Genomic DNA, 23693 nt, shown 5'->3' with positions numbered 1-23693 from the left:
CTGTCTTGTCCATGTCAGGAGCCGGACAAAACGTCCCAACCCCTTAATTGATAACGATTCTCAGACTTGCAACGGCAGCAACGGCCACGCTTTGCGGCGCCAGCGTCCAGGCGTAGTCTGAGGTCATGAACAGACGACATATGATGCAGACGGGACTGGCTGCACTCGGGGCCGGAACGGCGAGTTGCGCAGCGCCGTCATCCAGCGCTCCGCGTCCAGCTTATGAGATGCCTCTGGAAAGCGCCCCACATCAACGGACCCTGATGCAGTGGCCCGTCAGCGTCGATGTCTATGGCGCCCGCGACCTTGCCGCCGTGCAGGCGAACATCCTGGCTATCGCCAATGCGATCAGCGAGTACGAGCCTGTGGCCATGATGGCGGCGCCCGGCGCGCGCGGTCTGAACCGCGCCAAGTTCAGCAGTGCGGTTGAATTCTGGGACATTCCAACCGACGACCTGTGGTGCCGCGACAGCGGCCCGACCTTCGTCAAGGATGCGGCGGGGCAACTGGCTGTCGCCCACATCCGTTTCAACGGTTGGGGCAACAAGCAGCGCCATCGCAACGACGGCCTGATCGCCGAGCGCGTAGCGGCGCGATTGGGCCTGCCGCTGATCGACAGCGGCGTGATCGGCGAACAGGGCGGTCTGGAGCACGACGGCGCTGGGACCATGCTGGCCCACGCCAGTTGCTGGGTGAACAACAACCGCAATCCCGGTCTGAGCGCGGATGAAATTGCGGATCGGCTGGGCGCCGCCGTCGGCGCCACGAAGATGATCTGGGCGCCGGGCATCAAGGGCGAGGACATCACCGACTATCATATCGACGCCCTGGCCCGCTTCACGGCGCCGGGACAGGTGCTGATCCAGATCGATGACGAGGTGGACCCTGACGACCCCTGGTCGGCCGCCGCCCACGAAACCCTTGGGATCATCCAGCGGGCCACGGACGCGCGCGGGCGTCCGCTGGAGATCGTGCGGCTGCCGGAACCGATCGACATTCGCGGGACGTCGGACGACTTCGTGTCCAGCTACGTCAACTACTACGTCTGCAACGGGGCCGTGATCGCCGCCCAGTTCGGCGATCAGGCTGCGGATGACGAGGCGCGCGACGTGCTGGCGTCCCTTTATCCGGGACGACGAATTGTGCAACTCAACATCGATGCTCTCGGCGCATCGGGCGGCGGCATCCACTGCGCAACGCAGCAGCAGCCGGCCTAGATGATCAGGGCGGCGATCAGTCCTGCCAGACCGACGGTCATGGAGGCGATGTAGAGCCGATAGGTCGTGTGGTAGCGCCGACCGACGTCTTCGCGCACCCGATTGTCGAGCAACCGGGCTAGGGTGACGACCATCAGCGAAATACTAATCAGGATGGTGACTGCGACCAGCCAGTCAACCGCGTCCTGAAGCACCCGCCCCTCTTCCTCGCTGACTGCCCAATTGGCCATAAAGGCCAGCAGGAAGCCCATGATGATCCCGATCGAGGTCACCATCGGCTGGCGATAGCCGACGACGTCCTCGTGGTAGAGGGGCGGTTCTTCGGTCATTGCGCCAGGGTGTCGATGCGGCCGCGCAGCATCTGGACCATGGCGGAGAAGTCCTTGCCGCCGTAGCCGAGGCCGTTGAACAGGGCGTAGAGGGCCTCGGCCTGGGCGCCCATCGGCGTCGTGGCGCCCGCCTTGGCGGCGGCGTCCTGGGCCAGTTTCAGATCCTTCAGCATCATGGCGGTGGCGAAGCCGCCTTCGTATTCGCGGTTCGACGGGGCGGTCGGCACCGGGCCGGGCCAGGGGTAGTAGTTGCTGACGCTCCAGCACTGGCCCGAGGACTTGGACGCGATCTCGAAGAAGCGTTCCGGCTCCAGACCCAGCTTCTCGGCCAGGGCGATGGCCTCGCACGTGCCGATCATCGAGATGCCCAGCAGCATGTTGTTGCAGATCTTGGCTGCCTGACCGGCGCCGTGGTCGCCGGCGCGGATGGTGATGCGGCTCATGGGATCGAGCGCCGGTTCGACGCGGGCGAAGTCGGCCTCGTCGCAGCCGACCATGAAGGCCAGCGTCCCGGCGTCGGCGGCCGCCGTGCCGCCTGATACCGGAGCGTCGGCGAAGGCGTAGCCCGCTTCCTTGGCCAGACCGGCGACCTTGCGCGCCGTCTCGACGTCGATGGTCGAGCAGTCCAGCAACAGGGCGCTGGCCGGGGCCACGCCGATGATCTGGTCGGAATAGACGCCGAGCACATGCGGACCTGCGGGCAGCATGGTGATGACCACCTCGGCGTCCTTCACGGCCTCGGCGACCGAGGCGACGGTGCGGCACCCGGCCTCGGCGGCGCGCTCCAGCGCGGCGGGCGACAGGTCGAAGGCGGCCACGTCATGCCCGGCCTTGGCCTGATTGGCGGCCATGCCGCCGCCCATGTTGCCCAGGCCGATGAAGGCGATGCGAGTCATCTGTGCGTTTCCCTTATGGATTTTGGCCGAGGGTTAGCGCCGCCCGTCCCGCTTCGCCAGTCACCAATTTGAGACGAGACGCCTCAGTTCGGCTTGCGGAAGCGATAGACGAACTGATCCGTCTTGCCGCGGATCGCCTCGTCAAAGACGTTCAGGCTGTGGTCGTCGGCCGAGTTGGCGACGGCTGTGCTCTCTCCGTCGAAGACGAAACCGGCGGCCTCGACCTCCTTGCGGAGCTGGGCGCCCTCGATGCGGTGCAGGCTTTCGACCACGGTGTTGGCGGCGCCGGGCGCGGCCTGGTGGTCGATGACGACATAGAGGCCGCCGGGCTTCAGCGCCTTGAAGATGTCGGCGTTCATCTTGGCCACGTCCACGCCGAAACGGGGGATGTGGAAGTCGTGATATTCCTGGCTCATGAAGACCAGATCCAGCGGCTGATCGAAGCTCATGGCGTCCAGGTCGCCGTTGACGCGGCTGACGTTGGGATAGGCGGCGACCAGGGCGTCGGCGCGCGGGTTCTCGCGCTCTGCCGTGCGGTTCGGCACGAAGGCGTAGACATGACCGCCCTCGCCCACGACGCGCGAGAACAGGCGGCTGAAGTAACCGGCACCGGGACGGATGTCGGCGATGCGCTGGCCCGGTTTCACCTGAGCAAAGGCCAGCATCTCGGCCGGATGACGCAAGGGGTCGCGGGCCACTTCATCCGCCGGGCGCAGGGTGTCGGCGACGGCGGCCCGATAGGCGGGCGCGGCGGCGTTCTGGGCCAAGGCGGGCGCGGCGCTCAGTAAGGCGGCGACGACGGCGGCGGCGAGCAGATGCGGCTTCATGATGAACTCCTTGATCTCTTGCTGCCCCGGCCGGGGCCTTCGGACGGCATAAGGCGCGCGGATGAGGCGGCTGGCAAGCCGCCCCGTCTCGCGATCAACCGGCGGACATGGAGGCCGGAACCTGCTTCTCCTTCAGGGTGACAAGCTCCTCGGCCATGGTCGGGTGGACGGCGCAGGTGGCGTCCCACTGGGCCTTGGTCAGGCCCGCCTTCACGGCGATGGCGGCCAGCTGGATCATCTCGGGGCTGTCGGGGCCGACGATGTGGCAGCCGACGACGCGCTGGGTCTCGCCATCCACCACCAGCTTCATCAGCACCCGTTCGTCCGAGCCGGTGAAGGCGTATTTCATCGGCCGGAAACGGGTGACGTAGACGTCCACCTCGCCCGGACAGGCGTGGCGGGCCTCGGCCTCGGTCAGGCCGACGGTGCCGACCGGCGGCTGGCTGAAGACGGCGGTGGCGACAGCCTCATAGTCGAAGCTCTGCGGATTGTTCTTATAGACCGTCTCGTGGAAGGCCACGGCCTCGCGGATGGCGACAGGAGTCAGGTTCATGCGATCGGTGACGTCGCCAATGGCCCAGATGTTGTCAGCCGTCGTTCTGGAATGCTGGTCCACCTTGACGGCGCCGTCGTCGTTCAGCTCGACCCCGGCGGTTTCGAGGCCCAGATCCTTGACGTGGGGCGCGCGGCCGGTGGCGAACATGACCACATCGGTCTCGATCTTCATGCCGTTTTCGAGGTGGTTGACCAGGCCGGTCTCGGTCTTCTCGATCGAAGAATGCTGGCAACCGAGGATGACCTTGATTCCACGCTTCTCGATTTCGCCCGCCAGATGGGCGCGCACGTCGTCATCAAAGCCGCGCAGGATGTTGGGGCCGCGATAGATCAGGGTCGTCTCGACGCCCAGACCGGCGAAGATGCCCGCGAACTCCACCGCGATATAGCCGCCGCCCGCGATCAGGATGCGCTTGGGCAGTTCGGGCAGGTGGAAGGCCTCTTCCGAGGTGATGGCGTGTTCGATGCCGGTCAGGCTTTCCGGCTTCCACGGGCGGCCGCCGGTGGCGATCAGGATTTTCTCGGCGGTGATCGTTTGGTTCTTGCCCCCCTCCTTGGCGAGAATCTCGACGGTGTGGGCGTCTTTCAGGACGGCGCGGCCGTGGACCAGATCGACGCCCGCCTTGGCCAGGTTGGCGGCGTAGATGCCCGACAGGCGGGCGATCTCGACGTCCTTGGCGTGCAGGAAGGTCGGCCAGTCGAATTTCGCATTATCGAAGGACCAGCCGTAGCCCTCGGCGATCTCCAGGGCGTGACTGACTTCAGAAGCCATGACCATGAACTTCTTGGGCACGCAGCCGCGCACGACGCAGGTGCCGCCGACACGGTATTCCTCGGCGACGGCGACCTTCTTGCCGCCCAGCGCCGTCAGCCGCGCCGCCCGCACCCCGCCCGAACCGGCGCCGATGACAAAGAGGTCGTAATCGTATTGGGCCATCGGGCTCTCCGGGAATGGACCCGAAAAGATGAGTCCAATTCGTCTGAATCGTCTGAAATCCGCGCGGCTGGGCCGCAGCGCTGACCCGACTTAGGCGCCGGGGCGACGGGGGGCAAGACGACGCTCCACTCTTCGCTCATCCCCAGCCTTTGATGGCCCGGCCTTTGCTGGCCCGACCTTTGCTGGCCCGGCCTTTGCTGGGATGAGCGGGGTTGGATCAGGGGTTGATCGTCTCGACCCCTTCGTCCGTGCCGATGACGGCCAGGTCGGTCAGGTCGAGGAACAGGCCGTGCTCGACCACGCCGGTCAGGCTTTTCAGGTCGGCGGCGAGACGAGCCGGGTCCGCGATCAGCTTGCAGGCCGCGTCGTAGATCAGGTTGCCGCCGTCGGTGCGGATCAGGCCGCGCTCGGCCTCGCGCACGCGGGCGGGCGAGGCGATGTCATGATCGGCCAGCACGTCGGCGATGCGGTTGGCGGTCGTCTTATGGCCGAAGGCGACGACCTCGATCGGCAGGGGGAAGGTTCCCAACGCCGGAACCACCTTGGCCGCGTCGGCGATGCAGATGCAGCGGGCGGACGCCTCCCACACCAACTTCTCGCGCAGCAGGGCCGCGCCGCCGCCCTTGATGAGGGCCAGGCCGGGGCCGATCTCGTCGGCGCCGTCGACGGTCAGATCGATCTTCGGCGTGTCCTCCAGCGTCGACAGGGTCAGACCCAGCTCGCGCGCCAGGTCGGCGGTGCGCTCGGACGTCGGGACGCAGCGCAGGTCCGGCAGGTTGCGGGCGGCCAGCGCCTTGACGAACCAGGCGGCCGTGGAGCCGGTGCCCAGGCCGACGACCATCCCGGCCTCGACGTATTGGGCGGCGGCTTCGCCGGCGTTCTTTTTCTGCAGGTCGCTCATTGGGATTTCGCCGCCTTCTTCGCGCGCATGGTGTCCATGAAGCGGGCGGCCCAGCCCGGTTTCGTCGTCTGTTGGCCGCGCGCCAGGGCCAGGTCGCCGGGCGCGACGTCCTTCGTCACCACGGAGCCGGAGCCGACCATGGCGCCTGCGCCGATGGTCACGGGAGCGACCAGCGACGAGTTGGAGCCGACGAAGGCCCCTTCGCCCACCGTCGTGCGATGTTTGAAGAAGCCGTCGTAGTTGCAGAAGATCGTGCCCGCGCCGATGTTGGCCTTCGCCCCCACATGGCCGTCGCCGAGATAAGCCAGGTGATTGGCCTTGGCGCCCGCATCCATGCGGACGTTCTTGACCTCGACGAAGTTGCCAATCTTGACGCCTTCGCCCAGATCCGCCCCGGGGCGCAGGCGGGCGTAGGGGCCGACCTCGGCGCCGGTCGCGACCTTGGCGCCCTCGATATGGCTGAAGCTGCGGATGCGCGCGCCCTCGGCCACCTTGGCGCCGGGGCCGAAGACGACGAAAGGCTCGATGGTCGTGCCCGCGCCGATGTCCGTGTCCCAAGCGAAGTGGACGGTGTCGGGGGCGCTCATGGTCACGCCCTGCGCCAGGAAATGATCGCGCTGGGTCTTCTGGAACAGGGCCTCGGCCTGAGCCAGTTCGGCCTGCGCGTTGACGCCCATGACAGAGTCTTCAGCGGCGAAGACAGCGCGGGTCGGAGCGCCGCGCTTGCGCGCCAGTTCGACCACGTCGGTCAGGTAGTATTCGCCCTTGGCGTTGTCGTTCGTCACCTCGGACAATAGCTCGAACAGCAGGCCGACCGGGGCGGCCATGACGCCGGAGTTGCAGGCGGTGACGGCCAGAACATCTGCCGACGCCTCCTTGGCCTCGGTGATGGCCAGCAGGCTGTCGCCGTCGAGGATCAGGCGGCCGTAGGCGCCGGGGTCGCGGGCCTCGAAGCCGATGACGGTGACGCCTTCATGGGCGGCGAAGACGGGCTCGATGTCGGCGGCCTTCAGCAGGGGCACGTCGCCGTAGGTGACGACCACCTGGCCGATGAAGTCGCCCAGCACGGCCTCGGCGGCGCGCACGGCGTGGCCGGTGCCCAGCGGCGGATCCTGAACGGCGATGCTGTCGGCGCCGAGGCGTTTCTCGACATGGGCGCGGACTTCCGGCGAGTGGGAGCCGACCACGACGACGATGCGCTCGCAGCCCAGAGCCTCGGCCGCGTCGATGGCGTGGTCCAGCATGGCGCGGGCGCCGACCGGATGCAGCACCTTGGGCAGGGGCGACTTCATGCGCGTGCCCTGGCCGGCGGCGAGGATGATAGCTGCGCGAGGATGGGGTGCGGTCATGAATCGATCCGGCGGCTTGTCGTTGCCTGCGATCTAGCCCATTGCCGGGGTCTTCGCGAGCCGGGAGACAGATGAGTGAGCATTGAGCGCGACCTGGAAGGCTGGACCATCGCCTTCGACCTGGACGGCACCCTGGTGGATTCGGCGCCGGATCTGATCGGCACGCTGAACCGGATGCTGGCGGAGTATGAGCTGCCGCCCGTGCCAATGTCCTCGACCCGGCATCTGGTCGGACACGGCGCCATGGCCATGCTGCGCCACGGCTTCATGGAAGCGGGCGCCGTCTGGGACGAGGCCCACGCCCCCGGCCTGTTCGAGCGCTTCATCGAGGATTACACGGCCCACATCGCCGATCACAGCGTGGCGTTCGACGGCTGCGTCGCGGCGCTGGACCGGCTGAGCGCGCGCGGCGCGATCCTGTGCGTCGCCACCAACAAGCGAACGGACCTGTCGGTGGCGCTGATCGAGGCGCTGAAGCTGACGCGCCACTTCGCCTTCATCGCTGGGCCGGATGTCGTCTCGGCCCGCAAGCCCAGCGGCGCCCACATCATCGAAGCGGTGCAGAAGGCGGGCGGGGATCCGGCGCGCTGCGTCATGGTCGGCGACAGCACCACCGACACCAAGGCGGCCAAGGATGCGGGCGCGCCCTGCATCGCCGTCAGCTTCGGCTACAACGACGTGCCGCACGCGGAACTGGGCGGCGATGTGATGATCGACCACTATGACAAGTTCGAAGAGGCGCTGGCCGAGGTGATGTACTGAATCCTTCTCCCCTTGTGGGAGAAGGTGGCAGGCGGAGCCTGACGGATGAGGGGTTGCGCCGACCCGCAAATCATCGTTCGTCGGTCTATGTCGAGAGACCCCTCATCCGGCCCTGACGGGCCACCTTCTCCCACAAGGGGAGAAGGAAAACTAAAGGCTTCATTAGAACTTCTCCTCCTCAACCGCCTCTGCGGCTGTTGCCGTCTTCGCGCTTGCGAAACACATAGACCGACCCGTTCCTCCTCCCAGGGTCGTCATGCTTCGTCGCTTCTTCGCCATTCCGCTGTGGCAACGCACCGCCGCCGGGTTCGTCCTGGGCATCCTCGCCGGCCTAATCCTGCGGGAGCAGGCGCCCGTCTGGCTGCAGCCGATCGGCGACGTCTATCTGAACCTGATCCGCATGGTGGTGGCGCCGCTGGTGCTGTTCACCATCGCCAGTTCGATCGCCAAGCTGGGCGAAGGCGTCGGCGCGGTGCGGCTGGGGGTGCGGACCATCGTCTGGTTCGCCATCACCTCCCTGTTGGCGGTGCTGGTCGGCTTTGCGTTCGGACACATCATCAATCCGGGCGTCGGCCTGTCGAACCTGCCGCTGGGCGAGGTCAAGGCGCGCGAGATCCCGACGCCGTTGCAGGTGCTGCTGAGCGTCGTGCCGACCAACCCCTTCGCCGCCCTGACCGAAGGCAAGGTGCTGCAGATCATCTTCTTCTCGGCGCTGGTGGGGGCGGCGCTGGTCGCGCTGGGCGACCGGGCGCAGAACGCGCGCAGGCTGGTGGATGAGGGCGCGGCACTGGTGTTCCGCATCACCCGCTGGGTGATCCAGCTGACGCCGTTCGGGGTGTTCGGCCTGATCGGCTCAGTCGTCGGCGGCTATGGCTGGGAGGCGCTGCTGCCGCTGGGCAAGTTCATCTTCGCCATCTACGCGGCCTGCCTGTTCCACATCTTCGTCGTCTATTCGGGCCTGCTGAAGCTGCACGGGCTGAAGGTCGTCAGCTTCTTCCGCGGCGGAGCTGCGGCCATGCAGACGGCCTTCGCCACCTCCTCGTCGCTGGGCACCCTGCCCGTCACCCTGCGCCAGACGGTCGAGCGGCTGGGCGTGCCCCAGGCCTACGCCGCCTTCGCCGTGCCGCTGGGCGCCAATGTGAAGATGGACGGGTGCGGCGCCATCTATCCGGCCATCGCCTCCATCTTCATCGCCCAGTATTTCCAGATCGACCTGACGCTGACGCAGTACATCCTGATCGGCCTGACGGCGGTGCTGGGGTCGCTGGGCACGGCGGGCGTGCCGGGGACCAGCATCGTCATGCTGACCCTGACGCTGTCGACGGCGGGCCTGCCGCTGGAGGGCGTCGGCTACATCATCGCCATCGACCGCATCATCGACATGATGCGCACGGCCACCAACGTCACCGGCCAGATGGTCGTGCCCGTCCTGGTCGCCAAGGAGGAAGGCCTCCTGAACCAGGACATCTACAACGGCCATGTCGCCTGGCTGCCCGGCGATCCGGACAGCGAAACCCCGGAAGGCGCGCGGGCGGCGGGAATCTGATCAGGGCGGGGTTAGACGGACGACGCGACGGTCGCTAGGTTGCGGCCGTCTCAGCGTTCGCCGCTTGCCTCTAGCAGACTGGTCGTAATGAAGAATTCGGGCGTCATCCTCGTCTCCAGCAACTGTATGACGGCGGGGATCGCTCTTTCTCTCAAGGCGCTTCTGCCCGACCATGAGATCGAGACCGCGCATATGCGCTCGTTCCTCGACATGTCATCGCATGAAGTCGGTCAGCGCCTGGCCCATGTCGACATATGGGTGACGGGCGTGACCGATCAGAGCATCGTCGACTTGGGCGCCCATATCCAGACGATCCGCATCCCGAGACTCATCTTCGACGCCTATCATCCGGATATCGCCTATGCGCGAAACGCCGCCGGAACACTCATCAAGGGCGTTGGGGATTCTGAATACCACTCCGCCATCGTTCTTTGGTGCCATCAGAACGGCGTCAGCCCGCAGCAATGCGCCCAGTTGTTCACGCCCGAAACCTTTGCGCGGATCGGCTATGTCGGCCGCTGGGCGCAGGCGGTCATGAGCCTTAGGGCCCTTTTCGACGCTGGCGACCTGGATTTCGATGATTTCTTTCCAGCCATGATGGAGCTTTCGCCCTTCATGCACTCGTTCAACCACCCGACCGCTCCGGCTGTGACCCGCCTCGCCAAGCTGATCGCGCACCAGATCACCGGCGATAGAGGCCTTCTGTCCATGCCGATTGAGCGAAGCATCCAGGACACGCTGGCGCTGGACACCATCTGGCCGATCTACCCCGGCGTTGCTGATCATTACGGCTTGCGCGGCGCCTATCTATGGAAAATCGGCGCCGGACTGTTTTACCGCACGCCCGCAGACTTCGTTGGCGCCAGCTACGCGGCCTATGAGGGCGCCGACAGCGCCGAGTGGGAGGTTTCTCGGATGGACAGGGCGTTGTTCGATCGCGTTCTGCCTGAACGAGTCAGCCCCCAATGACCAATCCTTATCGCAGCCTGCCCGATCACTGCTTCTGGTCACGCGCCGTGTCCTGGGCCGCGCCGGGGCAACTCGATCCCATGGTCGAAAGCCCGTTCCGCATCACGCCTGACATGAAGGTCGCGACGCTGGGCAGTTGCTTCGCCCAACATATCGCCCGCCATCTGCAGCGGTCAGGCCTGAACTACTTCGTCTCGGAAACGGCGCCGCGCGAACTGTCGGCCGAAGAGGCCGCCGCCAGGCACTATGGAGTGTTCTCCGCCAGATACGGCAACATCTACACGGTCCGACAGGCGGTCCAGTTGTTCGACCGGGCCTTCGACGCCTTTCAACCCAGCGAAGACGTCTGGACGCGCGACGGGGTCTTCGTGGACCCCTTCCGTCCCCTGATCGAGCCCGCAGGCTTCGTTTCGCCACAAGCCGTGCGGGACGCGGCGCAGGCCCACCTCGCTCATGTCCGCCGGGTGTTCAGCGAGGCGAACGTCATTGTCTTCACCTTGGGGCTCACCGAAGCATGGCGCAGCCTTGAGGACGGCGCCGTCTTCGCCACCGCGCCCGGCGTCGCCGGCGGCGGCTTTGACCCTGGGCGGCACGAGAAGGTGAACTTCACATGCCGAGACGTCAGCGAGGATCTCCAGGCCTTCTGCGACCGCATCACCAGAGTGAATCCAAACGTCCGGATCGTTCTGACGGTCTCACCCGTCCCCCTGATCGCCACACACCAGGATGACCAGCACGTCCTGAGCGCCACCACCTATTCCAAGGCGGTGCTGCGCGTCGCAGCCGGCGAGATCGCCCAGGGCAATCCCTCGGTCTGCTATTTCCCCTCCTTCGAAATCATCACGTCCGCCCATAGTCGCGGGAGCTATTTCGAACCCGACCTGCGATCCGTCCGAGAGGTCGGCGTCGCCCACGTCATGCGCGTCTTCTCGCGGCATTTCCTGGAGAGCGGCGACGAACCGGCCGACGCAGGGCCGACCACCCCAGCATCGACGCCAACCGACGCCGATGTCGTTTGCGATGAAGAGGTTATCGAGCGCGCCCTGCGTGCGGGCGGTTTCTCTTCCTGATCGTCCATTTGGGCTTGCATGCCCCCAAAGGCCGGGCTATGTCCCCGCCTCCCGACGGCGCAGTCACTGACCGCCCCGTTCCAGGCGGACGCGTAGCTCAGCGGGAGAGCACCTCGTTCACACCGAGGGGGTCACAGGTTCAATCCCTGTCGCGTCCACCATTTTCTCTCATAAAAACAGTCTTCGCCGCCGCCGTGGACGAGTAGGGCTTCGGTTCACGTGCACCGTTCAAGGTCGCTCTCGTAGATAGAGATACAGCGGCAGGGAGAGCGAGAGCCCGACCAGGCAGCTCGCCGGAAGCACCAGCCACCAGCGGCTGACATGGTTCCTGGACGCATCCCGCCAGGACCACACCAGGAAGACCGCTATCGAGATCAGGACGTCCGCGGAAAAGCCGCCGGCCGCGCCGTTCGCGAACAGCGACCTCAAGAACAATGGAGCATCGGGCCCGTTCTCGAAGAAGAACGAACCGAAGAACAGCCAAGGGACGACGGCGCCGACCACCGCCATGCCCAGATAGAAGTGTCTGACGGTCACGCTGCTCTCCGTTGCAACCAGAAGCGTCACCTTAGGCGTCGGACCGCCCTTCGAACCAGCCTTCATGTGCGCAGGCGCGATGGTGAGAGGCCTAGTATTTCCGACAAGATGACGCCGCGCCGCGTGGGGTGATTACATGATCTCGCCTCAGGGTGAGAGGCGGAAGTCCCAGGCCCGGCGATCCCAACCGCTGCAGAGCGTTCGTCGGGCCTGCCACCCCCGCTTCATGCCGCTTTCGCCGTCAACTATGGCAGATTCGGGCAAAAATTTGACGCATATGAGGCGTCGAAATGGAACTCAATTCTTAACAAACGGTTAACGCCATTGTCGGCGACGTCGGGGGTCATGCGATCTCCCCTGTCACGCGAATACAGTAAGCAGGTAGCGTTGTTCAAGCAATTGTAAACAACCATCAAGGCTGAAGGCGATGACGGACGCTCGCTTTTCTTACGCGCCGCAGCACGACGCAAAAAACGCCAAGCGCATCGCCGTATCCGGCGGCGCGGGCTTCCTGGGTTCACACCTGTGCGGGCGGCTGATCGACGCGGGCCATCATGTGACCTGCATTGATAATTTTCATACGGGCCGGCACGCGAACGTCGCTCATCTGATGAGTTCGGATCGCTTCCAGCTGGTGGCGCAGGACATCAATGAGCCGCTGGACGACGCGCTGGGCCGGTTCGATCAGATCTACAATCTGGCCTGCCCCGCCTCCCCGGTTCATTACCAGTATGATCGGGTGAAGACGGCGACAACCTGCTCGCTCGGCACGCTCAACCTGCTGAAGCGGGCGGCGACGGACAACGCGCGGTTCTTTCAGGCCTCGACCTCGGAAATCTATGGCGACCCGGAAATCCACCCGCAGGTGGAAAGCTATCGCGGCAACGTCAACACGGTGGGACCGCGCTCCTGCTACGACGAGGGCAAGCGGTTCGCCGAGACCCTGGTGACGGACTTCGGCCAGCAGCACGGCCTGACCACGCGGATCGTGCGTATCTTCAACACCTATGGACCGCGGATGCACCCCGACGACGGACGGGTGGTGTCGAACTTCATCGTTCAGGCCCTGGCGGGCAATGACATCACCATCTACGGCACCGGCGAGCAGACGCGCTCCTTCTGCTTCGTCGACGATCTGATCGAGGGCTTCATCCGACTGATGGAGACGGACGAGGAGATCGACGGGCCGGTCAACATCGGCAATCCGAGCGAGATCACGGTCAATGAACTGGCCCAGCAGGTCATCGCCCTGTCCGGCTCACGTTCGCGGCTGGTCTATCACCCGCTGCCGATTGACGATCCGCGCCGTCGCAAGCCCGACATCTCCAGGGCGCTGACCCACCTGCGTTGGTCGCCCCAGGTGCCGCTGCAGGACGGACTGGAGCAGACCATAGCCTATTTCACCGCCGAGCTTCAGGGCGAGAAAGTCGCCCAGCGCGGCGCCGCCGCATCGTGAGACGACGGACCGACGGAACACCACAGGACAGAGCAACCACCACCGACTTATTGGGCAAATAACTGGGCGAGCGGCGTGATGAACACTCAAGATCCGAACTGGGCGACCCTGCTGGTCTGGTTGTTCGCTCTTTCCCAGATCCTCTATCTCGGCAGCTTCCTGCTGGAGATGTATTTCCGCTCGCTGCGCGTCGAGCGCGTGGACATGAGCGAGCCCCTGCCGGCCAGCCAGGCGGACTATCCCTTCATCGTCCTGCTGTATCCCGTTCTGCGGGAGCTGGAGAGCACGATGGAGACGACGTTCACGTCTCTGGCCAAGCTGGACTATCCCGCTGACCGCTATCGCGTCCTGGCCATCCCCAACAGCAACGACGCCGAGACCATCGCCAGCCTGCAACGGCTGAGCCGGGCCTATCCCTTCGTCGAGATCCTGGCGGTGCCGCCGACCAGCGACGCCAGCTGGGACATGGTGTGGAACGCCTGGGACCGGAATCCGAAGGCCTATTGGTGGCACAGCGGCAAGCGGGCCGGGGTCAAGGATCTGCCGCCCAAGAAGACGCGCCAGCTGATCTACGCCACCTATCACGTGGCCGAGACCTATAAGGACAAGAGCGGGCTGACGATCGACTACATCGACGCCGACAGCTGCCCCCCGGCCGACCACTTCAAGGCTGCGGCCATCGGCCTGCGCCGGTTCGACGTTCTGCAGGCGCGCAATGTGGCGGGCAATCTGAACGCCAGTCTGGCCGCCGCCTTCCACGCCTTCGACCACATGACGTGGGACGGGGCCAAATACGGCCATCTGTCCGATCCGAAGCAACCCTATTGGGTGCTGGGCAAGGGGCTGTTCTTCAAGGTCGACGACCTGATCGAACTGGGCAGCTTCCACCCGTGGATCGCCATCGAAGACCCGGAGGTCGGCCAGCGCTTCTGGAAGAACGGCCGGACGCTGGGCATCATCGAAGGCTCGCTGATCGAAGAGGTGCCCGAGACCTTCCGCGAAGGGATCACCCAGAGGAAACGCTGGGTCGCCGGCTTCTTCCAGAGCCTGACGACACCGCTGAAGGAGATGGACTTCAGCTTCGGCGAACGGGTCCGCGTGTGGATGAACTTCCTGCCCTGCATGTCTATGTGGGTGAACACCCTGGGCATTCCCCTGGGCGTCTGGGCGGCCTGGCGGTTCTTCCAGGGCGCGGACTTCCTGCCGCTGTGGCTGGTGATCCTGTCGATCTTCAACATCGTCGCCTTCTCGATCCTGATGATCGGCCTCTACATCAAGACGTGGCGGCGGACCGACCTGGTGCTGGACGGCGCGGGCGCGCGCATCGGCTACATGCTGATGGTCAATCCGATCTTCATCATGGTCTGGTGGTGCGTCTGGATCATCCCGCTGACGCTGGGCTTCGTCATGTATCTGCGGGACAGCGGCCTGGCCTGGCAGAGAACCGAGAAGATCGACGCCAACAACACCCTCGTCCGCACCAAGCTGGATGAGTTCGGCGCCCTTCGTCACCACCAGCACTAAGCAGACGATCATGGACAAGCACATTCTCATCACGGGCGGGGCGGGCTTCATCGGCTCGCACCTGGTCGACGCCATGCTGGCGCGCGGCTATCGGGTGACGGTCCTGGACAGTCTTTCGCCCCAGGTTCACGGCGACGCCGAACTGGATGCGGACGGGTGGCCCGTCTACCTCGACGCGCGGGCCCGCCGCATCAAGGGCGACCTGCTGGAAGACGGGGTGTTCGAAGCGGCCCTGAACGGCGTGACCCACCTGGCCCACCTCGCCGCCTCAGTCGGCGTGGGCCAGAGCATGACCAACATCGTCGACTACACCCGCAACAACGTCATGGCGGCGGCCGTCGTGCTGGAGACCCTGTCCCAGCGCCCGCACACGGTCGAGCGGATCGCCGTCGCCTCGTCCATGTCGATCTATGGCGAGGGGGATTACGTCCGCCCCTCGACCGGCGCCCATGTGACCACCGACATCCGCCCGCACGCTCAGCTGGAGGCGCGTCACTGGGATCTGATGGTCGACGGCGAGCCGCTGGAGCCCTGCCCTACGCCGGAAGAGAAGCTGCTGCAGCCGAACTCCATCTATGCCGTGAACAAGCGCGACCATGAGGAGATGTTCCTGTCGGTCGGGCGCGCCCTGCGCATTCCCACCGTGGCCCTGCGGCTGTTCAACGCCTATGGCTCGCGCCAGGCGCTGAGCAATCCCTATACGGGGGTGGCGGCCATCTTCATCTCACGGCTGATGAACGACCAGCCGCCGCTGGTCTTCGAGGACGGGCGGCAGATGCGCGACTTCGTCCATGTGCAGGACGTGGCCGAGGCCTTCGCCACCGTGCTGGATGACGACCGCGAGATCTGGGACGTGTTCAACGTCGGCAGCGGCGCGCCCGTCTCGATCAATGAGATCGCAGGCGTTCTGGCCCGGCTGCTGGGCAAGAACATCGCGCCCGAAGTGCTGAACCGTTACCGGGTCGGGGACATCCGTCACTGCTTCGGCGACATCTCCAAGATCGAGCGCACCTTCGGCTTCACGCCTCGACGGTCGATGGACGAGGGCATGGAGGAGTTGATTTCCTGGGTGTCCCACGCGCGCGCCCCCGTTGACCGCAGCGCCGAAAGTCTGGAACAACTGGCCAGGGGAAGGTTGGTCGTCTGACAGCATTCGCCCCCTGTTCTGTATGCGTTTGAAGTGCCTGCCGCCGGCGTCGCCAGCATCTGGCGCGTTCGATACTTCGCAAGGAACCGACCCATGCCTCACCATCGACGCCCGATGACATCCCTGCCCGCCCTGGCGGCGGCGACCCTGGCGTGCGCGGGCGTCGCCTGGGCCGCGCCGGCCTCGGCGCAAAGCGATGTGACCGTGTTCGCGGGCGGCCAGCTGGATGTCGCCGACAGCGCCTATGCCGGGGCGACGATCGGCCTGCCCGGCTCGGTCGATTCAAAGGGCTTTGCGGTGCGCGGCTCGGTCTACACCGGCAGCTACGACTACAACTCGGGTCCGAACAAGATCGACGCCGATTTCACCGGCGCCCAGGCGGAGCTGATCTATCGCTTCGGCAGCGGGCCGACCTGGGGCAGCGTCGGCGTGGGCTACCGCTATGTCGATACGGACCTCAGCCCCGCCGATCCCGGCAATCGTCGCGACGGCGGCCAAGGCGGCGTCATCATTTCGCTAGACGGCGGTCATGTCTCCGGCCCCTGGCGGGTCGACTGGTATGGCTCCTACGGCTTTGAGGTAGACGATTACAACGCCCTGGCCAGCCTGACCCATCAGGTCGGATCGTCCGGCCGCGTGCGCGTAGGCATGGAGATCGCGGCTGAAGGCGACACCAACTACAACGCCTATCACATCGGCCCTGTCGCCGGGTTCAAGTTGAATGACCGCTCAGAAATCCAAGTTTCTGTCGGCCTGAGCGATGGCGATGAACGAGATTCCCAAGCCTATCTTCGGGTCGGTTTCTATCGCAGCTTCTAGAACAGGCGGCGAAGCAGAGCTTGGATAAAGCGGCTCAGCTCATGGAAACACCGTTTTCACGCCCAACTTCCTGTCCCTGACGCCTCTTAAGATTGCGCCTTAACGAGAAGTTAAGCGTAGTAAGGCAGCCTTCTCGCGTTCCTCGAGGAGGTGCAGCCGAATGCTGCCGCGACCCACCAGACGAGCCTTCATCGGCGCCGCCGCGCTCGCGCCCGCCCTGGGGTTGGCCGCGTGGCGTCCCGTGCGCGAAGGCCTTCCGCTGGACCCTCCGCCTGTGAAGACCGCCGCCACGCTCGCCGACGCCGCCAGCGCCCAGGGCCGATATTTCGGGGCCGCCGTGCGGGCCGAGCAACTGCGTCAGAACGCCGAACTGCGCGGCGCGGTCCTGCGCGATTGCCAGGTGCTGACCCCCGAAATCCACCTGAAGTGGAATTCGCTGGAGTGGCGCAAGGGGGAGTTCAACTTCGCCCCGGTCGATGACCTGCTCGACTTCTCGCAACGCCACGGGATGCAGGTGCGCGGCCATACGCTGCTGTGGGACCAGGGCACGCCCGACTGGGCCAGGCAGGAGATGCTGCGACGCCGCGACTGGTCGCTGATGTCCGGGCATCTGGAGCGGGTGCTCAAGCGATACGGCGATCGCATTCACGACTGGGACGTCATCAATGAACCAATCGACACCCAGGGCGGCGCCGGGGGCCTGAAACGCAACGTCTTCCACCGCGCCTTCGGCCCGACCTACATCGAGCGCGTGCTGGAAGAGGCCCGCGCCCTCGCGCCCAAGGCCCATCTGGTCGTCAACGACTACGGCTTTGAATACGACAACCCGGTGGATCAGGCCCGGCGCAAGGCCATCGTCGCCCTGGCGCGACGGCTGCGCGCCTCGGGCGCGCCGCTGGACGGCATAGGCGTTCAGGCGCACCTGGACCTGTCCAAGGGACCGCTGGCGGCCGAGGGCCTGCGCGATATGACGCAGCAGTTGGTCGACCTGGGGCTGGAGATCACCGTCACCGAACTGGACGTCAAGGAATCCAGCTTCCACGGCACGGCCGCCGCGCGCGATCAGAAGGTGGCCGACGAGACGCGCCGCTATCTGGAGACCATGCTGGCCTTCCCGCAGGTGCGCGGCGTCGTCACCTGGGGCCTGAGCGACCGCCACTCCTGGCTGTCCGAGCCGCCACAACGTCAGTACGCGGACGCTCCGCCCAACCGCGGCCTGCCTTATGACGTGGATTACCGGCCCAAGCCCATGTACCACGCCCTATCTGAGGCGCTGCGCCTGAGCGCCTAGCCCCCAAGCTTTACTTTTGCTGCATTTTCAGGCCAGGAAACTGGCACCCTTTCCGCTTATCCCGCGTTAGGGACGCAGTGAGAGGGGGTTGGATTTGCGGAAGCTCGCCAAAACAATCGATCTGGTGGCGGCGTTCGACTCCTCTCCCAATCCCTATATGCTGCTGGACCGCGACCTGCGTTTCGCGGGCATGAACCAGGCCTATCTGGACGTCACTCATCGCCAGCGCGATGAACTGATCGGCCATCACGTCATGGACATCTTCGCACCCGGCGGCGCCGAGGACAGCGAGGAAGAGGGTCGCCGTCTGCGCGCCTCCTTCGACAAGGTTCTGGCGACCGGAGAGCCGGATCATCTTGCTGTGCTGCACTATCCGGTCCTGACGCCCGGCCCCGACGGCACGCCGATCTTCGATGACAGGTTCTGGAGCTGCACCCACACGCCGATCAAGGACGACACTGGCCAGGTCACGCACATCCTTCAGCACACCAGCGATGTGACCGACCTCTTGCGACTGCGCCAAAAGGCCGTCGGGAAAGCTGACCAGACCTCCGCCCTGGACGCCATGATCGGCGACGAGGTGTTCCGGCGGGCCGTAAAAATCGAGGCCAACAACCAGCGCCTCGAAGCCGAACGCAAGCAGCTCACCGACATGCTGATGAATGCGCCGGGCTTCGTCGCGGTGCTGAACGGCCCCGACCACATGATCCAGTTCTGCAATGACGCCTGCTATCGCCTGGTCAGCCATCGCGACATTCTGGGCCAGCCGGTGCGCGACGCCCTGCCCGAGCTGAGCGATCAGGGCCATCTGGACTTCCTGAACGACGTCGATGAGACGGGCGAGCCGGTCTATGGCCGCCAACGCGCCTTCGCCCTGCGGCACGCGCAGGACGGACCGCTGGACCACCGCTACATCGACTTCGCCTACCAGCCCATTCGCAACGACGAGGGACAGATCGTCGGCATCTTCGTTCAGGGACACGACGTGACCGACGTGGTGCTGGCCGCCGAACGCCAGAAGCTGATGATCGACGAGCTGAACCACCGGGTGAAGAACACCCTGGCCACGGTCCAGTCCATCGCCATGCAGACCGCACGCACGCACGAAGACCCCAGCAGTTTCGCCGCCGCCTTCCAGTCCCGCATCCTGGCCCTGTCGCACACCCACGACCTGCTGACCCGCAGCCATTGGGAAGGCGCCGACCTGCGCGCCGTGCTGGAGCATGAGACCCAGGCCCACGGCATCGGGCGGCTGACCATGAACGGGCCGCATGTCGCCCTGTCGCCGGCGCGCGCGGTGTCCCTGGGCATGATCTTCCACGAACTGGCCACCAACGCCGCCAAATACGGCGCCCTGACCTCCGGCGAGGGCCGCGTCATGGTCGACTGGCGACTGATCGATCAGAAGTCGCCCCATCTCGAGATCACCTGGCGCGAGGCGGGCGGCGAGCCCATCCCCGAGCCGGAACGGCGTGGCTTCGGCACCCGCCTGATCGAGCGCAATGTGCGCCACGATCTGCACGGAACAGTGCAGCTCTCCTATCCGCCCGAAGGCTTCCGCGCCGAGATCAGCCTGCCTCTGGAAACGGAAACCCTATGACCGACGTGCTTTCAGGCCGCCGCGTGCTGATCGTCGAGGATGAGTCCCTGGTCGCCATGCTGCTGGAGACCATTCTCGGCGACATGGGATGCACCGTTATCGGCCCGGAATCGAACGTCGGCGACGGCCTGCGCGTCGCAACCGGCGAGACCGATCTCGACGCCGCCCTGCTGGACGTCAATGTGGCGGGCCAGGAGGTGTTTCCCATCGCCGAGGCGCTGAAGGCGCGGGGCGTCCCCTTCGTCTTCTCCACCGGCTATGGCGAAAGCGGCCTGCCCGAGCACTGGCGCGGCAATCCCACGGTGCAGAAGCCCTTCACCGACGCCGCCATCCGCGACGCCCTGATGGCCGCCCTGAACATGAGCATGGTCTGACGGCGGCCACCTGAAGCTCTCTCAGGCGGCCGCGCGGGCCTCTTCCCAGGCCTTGAGCCGGCGCAGCACGTCCGCCTCGATATCGGCGTAAAAGAGGTTGTAGGCCGGGATCCGGCGCTGATCTGCCCAGGACACCGGCGTGCGGAAGGATTCCGAGCTCAGGCGCGAGCGCCACAGGATGCCCTCCCTGCATTCGGCAGCAACCAGGCGGCGCTGAAGCGCAGGCCGCGCGCCCCATTCCAGATTGGTGGCGTTGGTGGCGCCCCGGCTCTCTCGCGCCTCGGACACGGGCGCGTCGACCGATCCGGTCACCGGGTTGACGCAGGCGATGGGCGCGCCCTCCACCTCGATCAGGGCCCCGCGATTGTTCCAGGTCAGGGCGCGGCGGATGACGCGCTTGGCCTCGCCCTCGCCGTTCTCCTCGACCGCGCGCCAGGACAGGGCGCAGCCGACTTCATCATCCGTGCGGCAAAGGGGCGTGTGGGTGAAGCGGCTGACCGGCGTCACCCCCTCGACCAGGTAGGCGGCGACCAGACGCGCCTTGAGCGAAGCGTCCCTGGCCACCCGATCATGCAGCAGACGGTCGACCAGATCGGCGCCCTGCTCCACCCCGACCAGGACGATCGGACCGTCAGGCCGTTGCGCCAGCCAGCGGTCGAAGGCGGTCTCGATGTCGCCATAGGCGAAGGCCCGCGCCTCACGCGCGTCCTCGCGCAGCGTCAGGCGGCTGTAGAGGCTGGCCTGACGATACAGGGGCGCGCTGACGTCGCCCGCCGAGGCGAACGGCCCGGCGTAGTTGGGCAGGACGACAGTGCGCAGCTTGGCCAGGGCGCGGCGGTCGTCGATGGCCCCGTTCCAGTCGCTGCCGCCGTCATAGGTGGTGGAGTGGACGAAGAAGACGTGCGCCTGACCCGCGCCCGGCGCACGGGCGTTCAGCAGGGCCCAGGCGTCTTCAGACCCGTAATCGGGCGCCGCCGGGGGCTTGTAGGTCTGGAACGGGATCTGCGGGTCCAGCCCGGCGCGCAGAATGTCGCCGCGCCAGACGGCGACCGCCGCCGTCAGCACCAGGACGACCGCGAATCCCGCATAGCCGACCCACTGGCGAAAGGTCAGCCTGGGCAGCATCAGCGGTACGGGTCCGGCTGAGCCAGGAAATCCTGGACGTAGCGGCGCACGCCTTCTTCCAGCGGCGTCGACTGGCCGCCGTAGCCGAGGGCGCGGATGCGATCCATGCTGGCCTCCGTGAAGTATTGATAGCGGTCTCGGATCGCCTCGGGCATGTCGACATAGGCGATGGACGGTTCCTTACCCGCCGCCGCGAAGGTGGCGCGCGCCAGATCGGCGAAGGAGCGCGCCTGCCCCGACCCGGCGTTGAACACGCCCGAGATGTCCTCGCGTTCAAGCAGCCACAGGATGATGCCGACCACGTCGTCGACGAAGACGAAGTCCCGAAGTTGGCCCCCGTCGGGATAGTTCGGGTTGTGCGAGCGGAACAGGCTGACCGTCTCGCCCGCCTGCACCTTGGGCCAGATCTGGGCGACGACCGACTTCATGCCGCCCTTGTGGCCCTCGTTCGGGCCATAGACGTTGAAGAACTTCAGCCCGGCCCACTGAGGCGGCGCCTCGTCGCGATCGGCCTGACGCACAGCGTACTGGTCGAACAGATATTTCGAATAACCATAGGCGTTTAGCGGGCGCAGAGCATTCAGGCTCTCAGGATCGTCGCGGTCCTCGAACCCGGCCTCGCCGTCGCCGTAGGTGGCGGCCGAGGAGGCGTAGATCATCCGCACGTTACGCACAGCGCACCAGTCCCAGATGTCGCGCGACAGGCTGAAGTTGGTACGCAGGATCAGGTCGGCGTCCGGCTCGGTCGTCGAAGAGATGGCGCCCATGTGGATCACCGCCTCGATCCGGTCGGCGTGACGCTCCAGCTGGTCAAACAGCTCTTCAGGCGCCCACAGGTCGGCGATGGGGTGTTTGGCGATGTTCTTCCACTTGGCGAGGTCGGCCGTCTCCAGCCGGTCGCAGACGACCACGTCCCAGGCGCCGCTCTCGCACAGGCGGGCGACGATGTTGGAGCCGATGAAGCCCGCGCCGCCCGTGACGACGATCATTCTGGGCGTCATGCTTTGTCTCCGGTCATCTTCTCGATGGTCTTAGTCGTGGAATAGCCATCGGCGAAGTCGGCCAGACGGACTTCGCCGCCCCAGCTTTCGACCTCGGCGGCGCCGACCACCTTGTCCTTAGTGTAGTCCGAGCCCTTGATGAGCACGTCGGGCTTCAGCCGCTCGATCAGGGCCATGGGGGTCGGATCGTCGAAGGCGGTGACGCGATCGACGCTGGCCAGACCGCCGATGACGGCGGCGCGGCTGTCTAGATCGTTGACGGGACGACCCTCGCCCTTCAGGCGGCGCACCGAGGCGTCGGTGTTCAGCGCCACCACCAGCCGGTCGCACCAGCTGCGCGCCTGGCTCAGATAGGCGACGTGACCGCGGTGCAGGATGTCGAAGCAGCCGTTGGTGAAGCCGACCTTCAGGCCCTGACGCTTCCACGCCTCGACCTGATCGGCCAGTTCGTCCAGCGGCGTGACCTTGGATTGGGCGAGCGCAGCGTGCTGGCTCATCTCGGCCTCGATCAGTTCGGCGGGGGTGACGACGGCCGTGCCGCTCTTGCCCACCACCACGCCCGAGGCGAGGATGGCGAACTGCACCGCCTGCTCCAGCGTCGCGCCCGCGCCCAAAGCGAGGCCCAGCGCGGCGAGGCAGGTGTCGCCCGCGCCCGAGACGTCGAACACTTCGCGCGCCCGGCCGGGGAAGTGGGTAACGCCGCCGCCACGCCGCGCCAGCGTCATGCCCTTGCCCGCGCGGGTGACGATGACGGCCTTGGCCGTGGTGGAGGCCAGCAGGGCCGCCAGCGCCGCTTCGACCTGCTCATCCGTCTCAGTCGGCAGGCCGGTGGCGCCCGCCAGTTCACTGGCGTTCGGCTTGATGACGTCGACCGCGCCGTAGCGGGCGAAATCGCGGCCCTTGGGATCGACGATGACCGGCGCGCCGTATTCGGCCCCGGCCCACAGCGCCGCCTGAACGGCGCCGTCGTCGACCACGCCCTTGGCGTAGTCGGACAGCAGGATGGCGCCCGCGCCCTGAAACACGGCCCGGTCGGCATAGCCGGAATGGAGCGCGGCCTCGTCGTCCAGGCGCAGCAACTGCTGGCCGGCGGCGACGAAGCGCGTCTTGACGATGGTGGCGGCGCCTGCGGGGCGGATCAGGGCGTCCTCGACCCGGTCCTCGGCGGCGATCAGATCGGCCAGCTCTGCGCCCGCCGCGTCATCGCCCGCGACGGCGCCCAGACGGGCCTGACCGCCCAGGGCCGCGACGTTGCGGGCGACATTGCCGACGCCGCCGGGCATGGCCACGGTGCGGCGCGCGCGCAGGACGGGGATCGGCGCCTCGGGCGAGATGCGGCTGACCTCGCCATAGACATAGCGATCCAGCATCAGATCGCCGACGCAGGCGACCTTCAGGTCATGCACGCGCTCCAGCAGGGACTGCAGGGCGCCGAGATCGAGAGAACGTTCAGCCATGACG

Annotated in this window: 22 protein-coding genes and 1 tRNA gene; 13 read left to right on the top strand and 10 right to left on the bottom strand. The window is 66.1% G+C overall.

All coding sequences use genetic code 11. The annotated features are described in order from the left end of the window. Positions 1 to 125: 125 nt before the first annotated feature. Positions 126 to 1217, top strand: coding sequence for an agmatine deiminase family protein (locus B2Y21_RS13910; protein WP_312203913.1), 1092 nt, complete (start codon positions 126 to 128; stop codon positions 1215 to 1217). Here the strand turns inward: B2Y21_RS13910 and B2Y21_RS13905 are convergent. The 6 genes from B2Y21_RS13905 to glmU form a co-directional block, all read right to left on the bottom strand. Then, positions 1214 to 1546, bottom strand: a complete 333-nt coding sequence (locus B2Y21_RS13905) for a hypothetical protein (RefSeq protein ID WP_292060422.1) — start codon at positions 1544 to 1546, stop codon at positions 1214 to 1216. The two genes, B2Y21_RS13910 and B2Y21_RS13905, sit on opposite strands and share 4 nt — an antisense overlap. Further along, positions 1543 to 2442, bottom strand: coding sequence for a 3-hydroxyisobutyrate dehydrogenase (mmsB, locus tag B2Y21_RS13900; protein WP_292060421.1), 900 nt, complete (start codon positions 2440 to 2442; stop codon positions 1543 to 1545). The genes B2Y21_RS13905 and mmsB overlap by 4 nt, the downstream gene beginning before the upstream one ends. A gap of 83 nt (positions 2443 to 2525) precedes the next feature. Beyond that, entirely contained in the window at positions 2526 to 3269 is a 744-nt protein-coding gene (locus tag B2Y21_RS13895) for a class I SAM-dependent methyltransferase (RefSeq protein WP_292060420.1), read from the bottom strand. A 94-nt stretch (positions 3270 to 3363) separates the two neighbouring features. After that, positions 3364 to 4761 carry a glutathione-disulfide reductase gene (gene gor, locus B2Y21_RS13890; protein ID WP_292060419.1) on the bottom strand — a complete coding sequence of 466 codons (1398 nt, stop codon included), beginning with the start codon at positions 4759 to 4761 and terminating at the stop codon, positions 3364 to 3366. A gap of 217 nt (positions 4762 to 4978) precedes the next feature. Next, positions 4979 to 5662 carry a ribose-5-phosphate isomerase RpiA gene (gene rpiA / locus B2Y21_RS13885; RefSeq protein ID WP_292060418.1) on the bottom strand — a complete coding sequence of 228 codons (684 nt, stop codon included), beginning with the start codon at positions 5660 to 5662 and terminating at the stop codon, positions 4979 to 4981. Continuing rightward, the gene (gene glmU / locus B2Y21_RS13880; RefSeq protein ID WP_292060417.1) at positions 5659 to 7011 is read right to left on the bottom strand and encodes a bifunctional UDP-N-acetylglucosamine diphosphorylase/glucosamine-1-phosphate N-acetyltransferase GlmU; all 1353 of its coding nucleotides are present in this window, start codon (positions 7009 to 7011) and stop codon (positions 5659 to 5661) included. Before glmU ends, rpiA begins: the two co-directional genes overlap by 4 nt. 75 nt (positions 7012 to 7086) lie before the next feature. Between glmU and B2Y21_RS13875 the strand changes: the two genes are divergently transcribed. The 5 genes from B2Y21_RS13875 (at position 7087) to B2Y21_RS13855 (ending at position 11519) form a co-directional block, all read left to right on the top strand. Beyond that, complete coding sequence (locus tag B2Y21_RS13875; protein WP_292060416.1) at positions 7087 to 7773, top strand: HAD-IA family hydrolase; 687 nt, start codon at positions 7087 to 7089, stop codon at positions 7771 to 7773. Between the two features lie 256 nt (positions 7774 to 8029). Further along, the gene (locus B2Y21_RS13870) at positions 8030 to 9319 is read left to right on the top strand and encodes a dicarboxylate/amino acid:cation symporter (RefSeq protein ID WP_292060415.1); all 1290 of its coding nucleotides are present in this window, start codon (positions 8030 to 8032) and stop codon (positions 9317 to 9319) included. A gap of 87 nt (positions 9320 to 9406) precedes the next feature. Beyond that, entirely contained in the window at positions 9407 to 10288 is an 882-nt protein-coding gene (locus tag B2Y21_RS13865; RefSeq protein WP_292060414.1) for a WcbI family polysaccharide biosynthesis putative acetyltransferase, read from the top strand. After that, positions 10285 to 11358 (top strand): GSCFA domain-containing protein, encoded by a 1074-nt coding sequence (locus B2Y21_RS13860; protein ID WP_292060413.1) that lies wholly within the window; start codon positions 10285 to 10287, stop codon positions 11356 to 11358. Before B2Y21_RS13865 ends, B2Y21_RS13860 begins: the two co-directional genes overlap by 4 nt. Positions 11359 to 11444: 86 nt before the next feature. Continuing rightward, a tRNA-Val gene (locus B2Y21_RS13855) sits at positions 11445 to 11519 on the top strand. Positions 11520 to 11586: 67 nt separating this feature from the next. Here B2Y21_RS13855 and B2Y21_RS13850 read toward each other — a convergent pair. After that, the gene (locus B2Y21_RS13850; RefSeq protein WP_292060412.1) at positions 11587 to 11895 is read right to left on the bottom strand and encodes a DUF2834 domain-containing protein; all 309 of its coding nucleotides are present in this window, start codon (positions 11893 to 11895) and stop codon (positions 11587 to 11589) included. 427 nt (positions 11896 to 12322) lie between these two features. Between B2Y21_RS13850 and B2Y21_RS13845 the strand changes: the two genes are divergently transcribed. From B2Y21_RS13845 to B2Y21_RS13815, 7 genes are all read left to right on the top strand, one after another. After that, positions 12323 to 13351, top strand: a complete 1029-nt coding sequence (locus tag B2Y21_RS13845) for a UDP-glucuronic acid decarboxylase family protein (protein ID WP_292060411.1) — start codon at positions 12323 to 12325, stop codon at positions 13349 to 13351. A 78-nt stretch (positions 13352 to 13429) separates the two neighbouring features. After that, positions 13430 to 14875 (top strand): glycosyltransferase family 2 protein, encoded by a 1446-nt coding sequence (locus tag B2Y21_RS13840; protein ID WP_292060410.1) that lies wholly within the window; start codon positions 13430 to 13432, stop codon positions 14873 to 14875. A gap of 10 nt (positions 14876 to 14885) precedes the next feature. Continuing rightward, positions 14886 to 16022 (top strand): NAD-dependent epimerase/dehydratase family protein, encoded by a 1137-nt coding sequence (locus B2Y21_RS13835; RefSeq protein WP_292060409.1) that lies wholly within the window; start codon positions 14886 to 14888, stop codon positions 16020 to 16022. Between the two features lie 93 nt (positions 16023 to 16115). Then, complete coding sequence (gene bcsS / locus B2Y21_RS13830) at positions 16116 to 16841, top strand: cellulose biosynthesis protein BcsS (RefSeq protein WP_292060408.1); 726 nt, start codon at positions 16116 to 16118, stop codon at positions 16839 to 16841. 160 nt (positions 16842 to 17001) lie between these two features. Continuing rightward, positions 17002 to 18132 carry an endo-1,4-beta-xylanase gene (locus tag B2Y21_RS13825; protein ID WP_292060407.1) on the top strand — a complete coding sequence of 377 codons (1131 nt, stop codon included), beginning with the start codon at positions 17002 to 17004 and terminating at the stop codon, positions 18130 to 18132. A gap of 94 nt (positions 18133 to 18226) precedes the next feature. Then, positions 18227 to 19732: a sensor histidine kinase gene (locus tag B2Y21_RS13820; protein WP_292060406.1), complete on the top strand. Its 1506-nt coding sequence runs from the start codon at positions 18227 to 18229 to the stop codon at positions 19730 to 19732. After that, positions 19729 to 20106 carry a response regulator gene (locus B2Y21_RS13815; protein ID WP_292060405.1) on the top strand — a complete coding sequence of 126 codons (378 nt, stop codon included), beginning with the start codon at positions 19729 to 19731 and terminating at the stop codon, positions 20104 to 20106. Before B2Y21_RS13820 ends, B2Y21_RS13815 begins: the two co-directional genes overlap by 4 nt. A gap of 21 nt (positions 20107 to 20127) precedes the next feature. On the opposite strand, the gene B2Y21_RS13810 is transcribed toward B2Y21_RS13815, so the two are convergent. Genes B2Y21_RS13810 through rfaE2 form a run of 3 tightly spaced genes read right to left on the bottom strand, consistent with a single transcriptional unit; the run spans position 20128 to position 23689 of the window. Then, on the bottom strand, positions 20128 to 21231 hold the full coding sequence (locus B2Y21_RS13810) for a DUF3089 domain-containing protein (protein WP_292060404.1): 1104 nt from the start codon (positions 21229 to 21231) through the stop codon (positions 20128 to 20130). Further along, a complete protein-coding gene (gene rfaD / locus B2Y21_RS13805; protein ID WP_292060403.1) occupies positions 21231 to 22232 on the bottom strand; it encodes an ADP-glyceromanno-heptose 6-epimerase in 1002 nt (333 codons plus the stop codon). The genes B2Y21_RS13810 and rfaD overlap by 1 nt, the downstream gene beginning before the upstream one ends. Then, a complete protein-coding gene (rfaE2, locus tag B2Y21_RS13800; protein WP_292060402.1) occupies positions 22229 to 23689 on the bottom strand; it encodes a D-glycero-beta-D-manno-heptose 1-phosphate adenylyltransferase in 1461 nt (486 codons plus the stop codon). Before rfaE2 ends, rfaD begins: the two co-directional genes overlap by 4 nt. Positions 23690 to 23693 lie beyond the last annotated feature (4 nt).

It is taken from the genome of Brevundimonas sp. UBA5936, assembly GCA_002430835.1.
Taxonomy (GTDB): Bacteria; Pseudomonadota; Alphaproteobacteria; order Caulobacterales; family Caulobacteraceae; genus Brevundimonas.
Note: the sequence above shows the minus strand (reverse complement) of the source record. Positions and strands in the feature narration are given on the sequence as shown.

Bases quoted from the DNA above. Each gene is read 5' to 3' on its own strand.
- B2Y21_RS13910 (WP_312203913.1), top strand. From the start codon at position 126: ATGAACAGACGACATATGATGCAGACGGGACTGGCTGCACTCGGGGCC.
- B2Y21_RS13905 (WP_292060422.1), bottom strand. From the start codon at position 1,546: ATGACCGAAGAACCGCCCCTCTACCACGAGGACGTCGTCGGCTATCGC.
- mmsB (WP_292060421.1), bottom strand. From the start codon at position 2,442: ATGACTCGCATCGCCTTCATCGGCCTGGGCAACATGGGCGGCGGCATG.
- B2Y21_RS13895 (WP_292060420.1), bottom strand. From the start codon at position 3,269: ATGAAGCCGCATCTGCTCGCCGCCGCCGTCGTCGCCGCCTTACTGAGC.
- gor (WP_292060419.1), bottom strand. From the start codon at position 4,761: ATGGCCCAATACGATTACGACCTCTTTGTCATCGGCGCCGGTTCGGGC.
- rpiA (WP_292060418.1), bottom strand. From the start codon at position 5,662: ATGAGCGACCTGCAGAAAAAGAACGCCGGCGAAGCCGCCGCCCAATAC.
- glmU (WP_292060417.1), bottom strand. From the start codon at position 7,011: ATGACCGCACCCCATCCTCGCGCAGCTATCATCCTCGCCGCCGGCCAG.
- B2Y21_RS13870 (WP_292060415.1), top strand. From the start codon at position 8,030: ATGCTTCGTCGCTTCTTCGCCATTCCGCTGTGGCAACGCACCGCCGCC.
- B2Y21_RS13865 (WP_292060414.1), top strand. From the start codon at position 9,407: ATGAAGAATTCGGGCGTCATCCTCGTCTCCAGCAACTGTATGACGGCG.
- B2Y21_RS13860 (WP_292060413.1), top strand. From the start codon at position 10,285: ATGACCAATCCTTATCGCAGCCTGCCCGATCACTGCTTCTGGTCACGC.
- B2Y21_RS13845 (WP_292060411.1), top strand. From the start codon at position 12,323: ATGACGGACGCTCGCTTTTCTTACGCGCCGCAGCACGACGCAAAAAAC.
- B2Y21_RS13840 (WP_292060410.1), top strand. From the start codon at position 13,430: ATGAACACTCAAGATCCGAACTGGGCGACCCTGCTGGTCTGGTTGTTC.
- B2Y21_RS13835 (WP_292060409.1), top strand. From the start codon at position 14,886: ATGGACAAGCACATTCTCATCACGGGCGGGGCGGGCTTCATCGGCTCG.
- bcsS (WP_292060408.1), top strand. From the start codon at position 16,116: ATGCCTCACCATCGACGCCCGATGACATCCCTGCCCGCCCTGGCGGCG.
- B2Y21_RS13825 (WP_292060407.1), top strand. From the start codon at position 17,002: ATGCTGCCGCGACCCACCAGACGAGCCTTCATCGGCGCCGCCGCGCTC.
- B2Y21_RS13815 (WP_292060405.1), top strand. From the start codon at position 19,729: ATGACCGACGTGCTTTCAGGCCGCCGCGTGCTGATCGTCGAGGATGAG.
- B2Y21_RS13810 (WP_292060404.1), bottom strand. From the start codon at position 21,231: ATGCTGCCCAGGCTGACCTTTCGCCAGTGGGTCGGCTATGCGGGATTC.
- rfaD (WP_292060403.1), bottom strand. From the start codon at position 22,232: ATGACGCCCAGAATGATCGTCGTCACGGGCGGCGCGGGCTTCATCGGC.
- rfaE2 (WP_292060402.1), bottom strand. From the start codon at position 23,689: ATGGCTGAACGTTCTCTCGATCTCGGCGCCCTGCAGTCCCTGCTGGAG.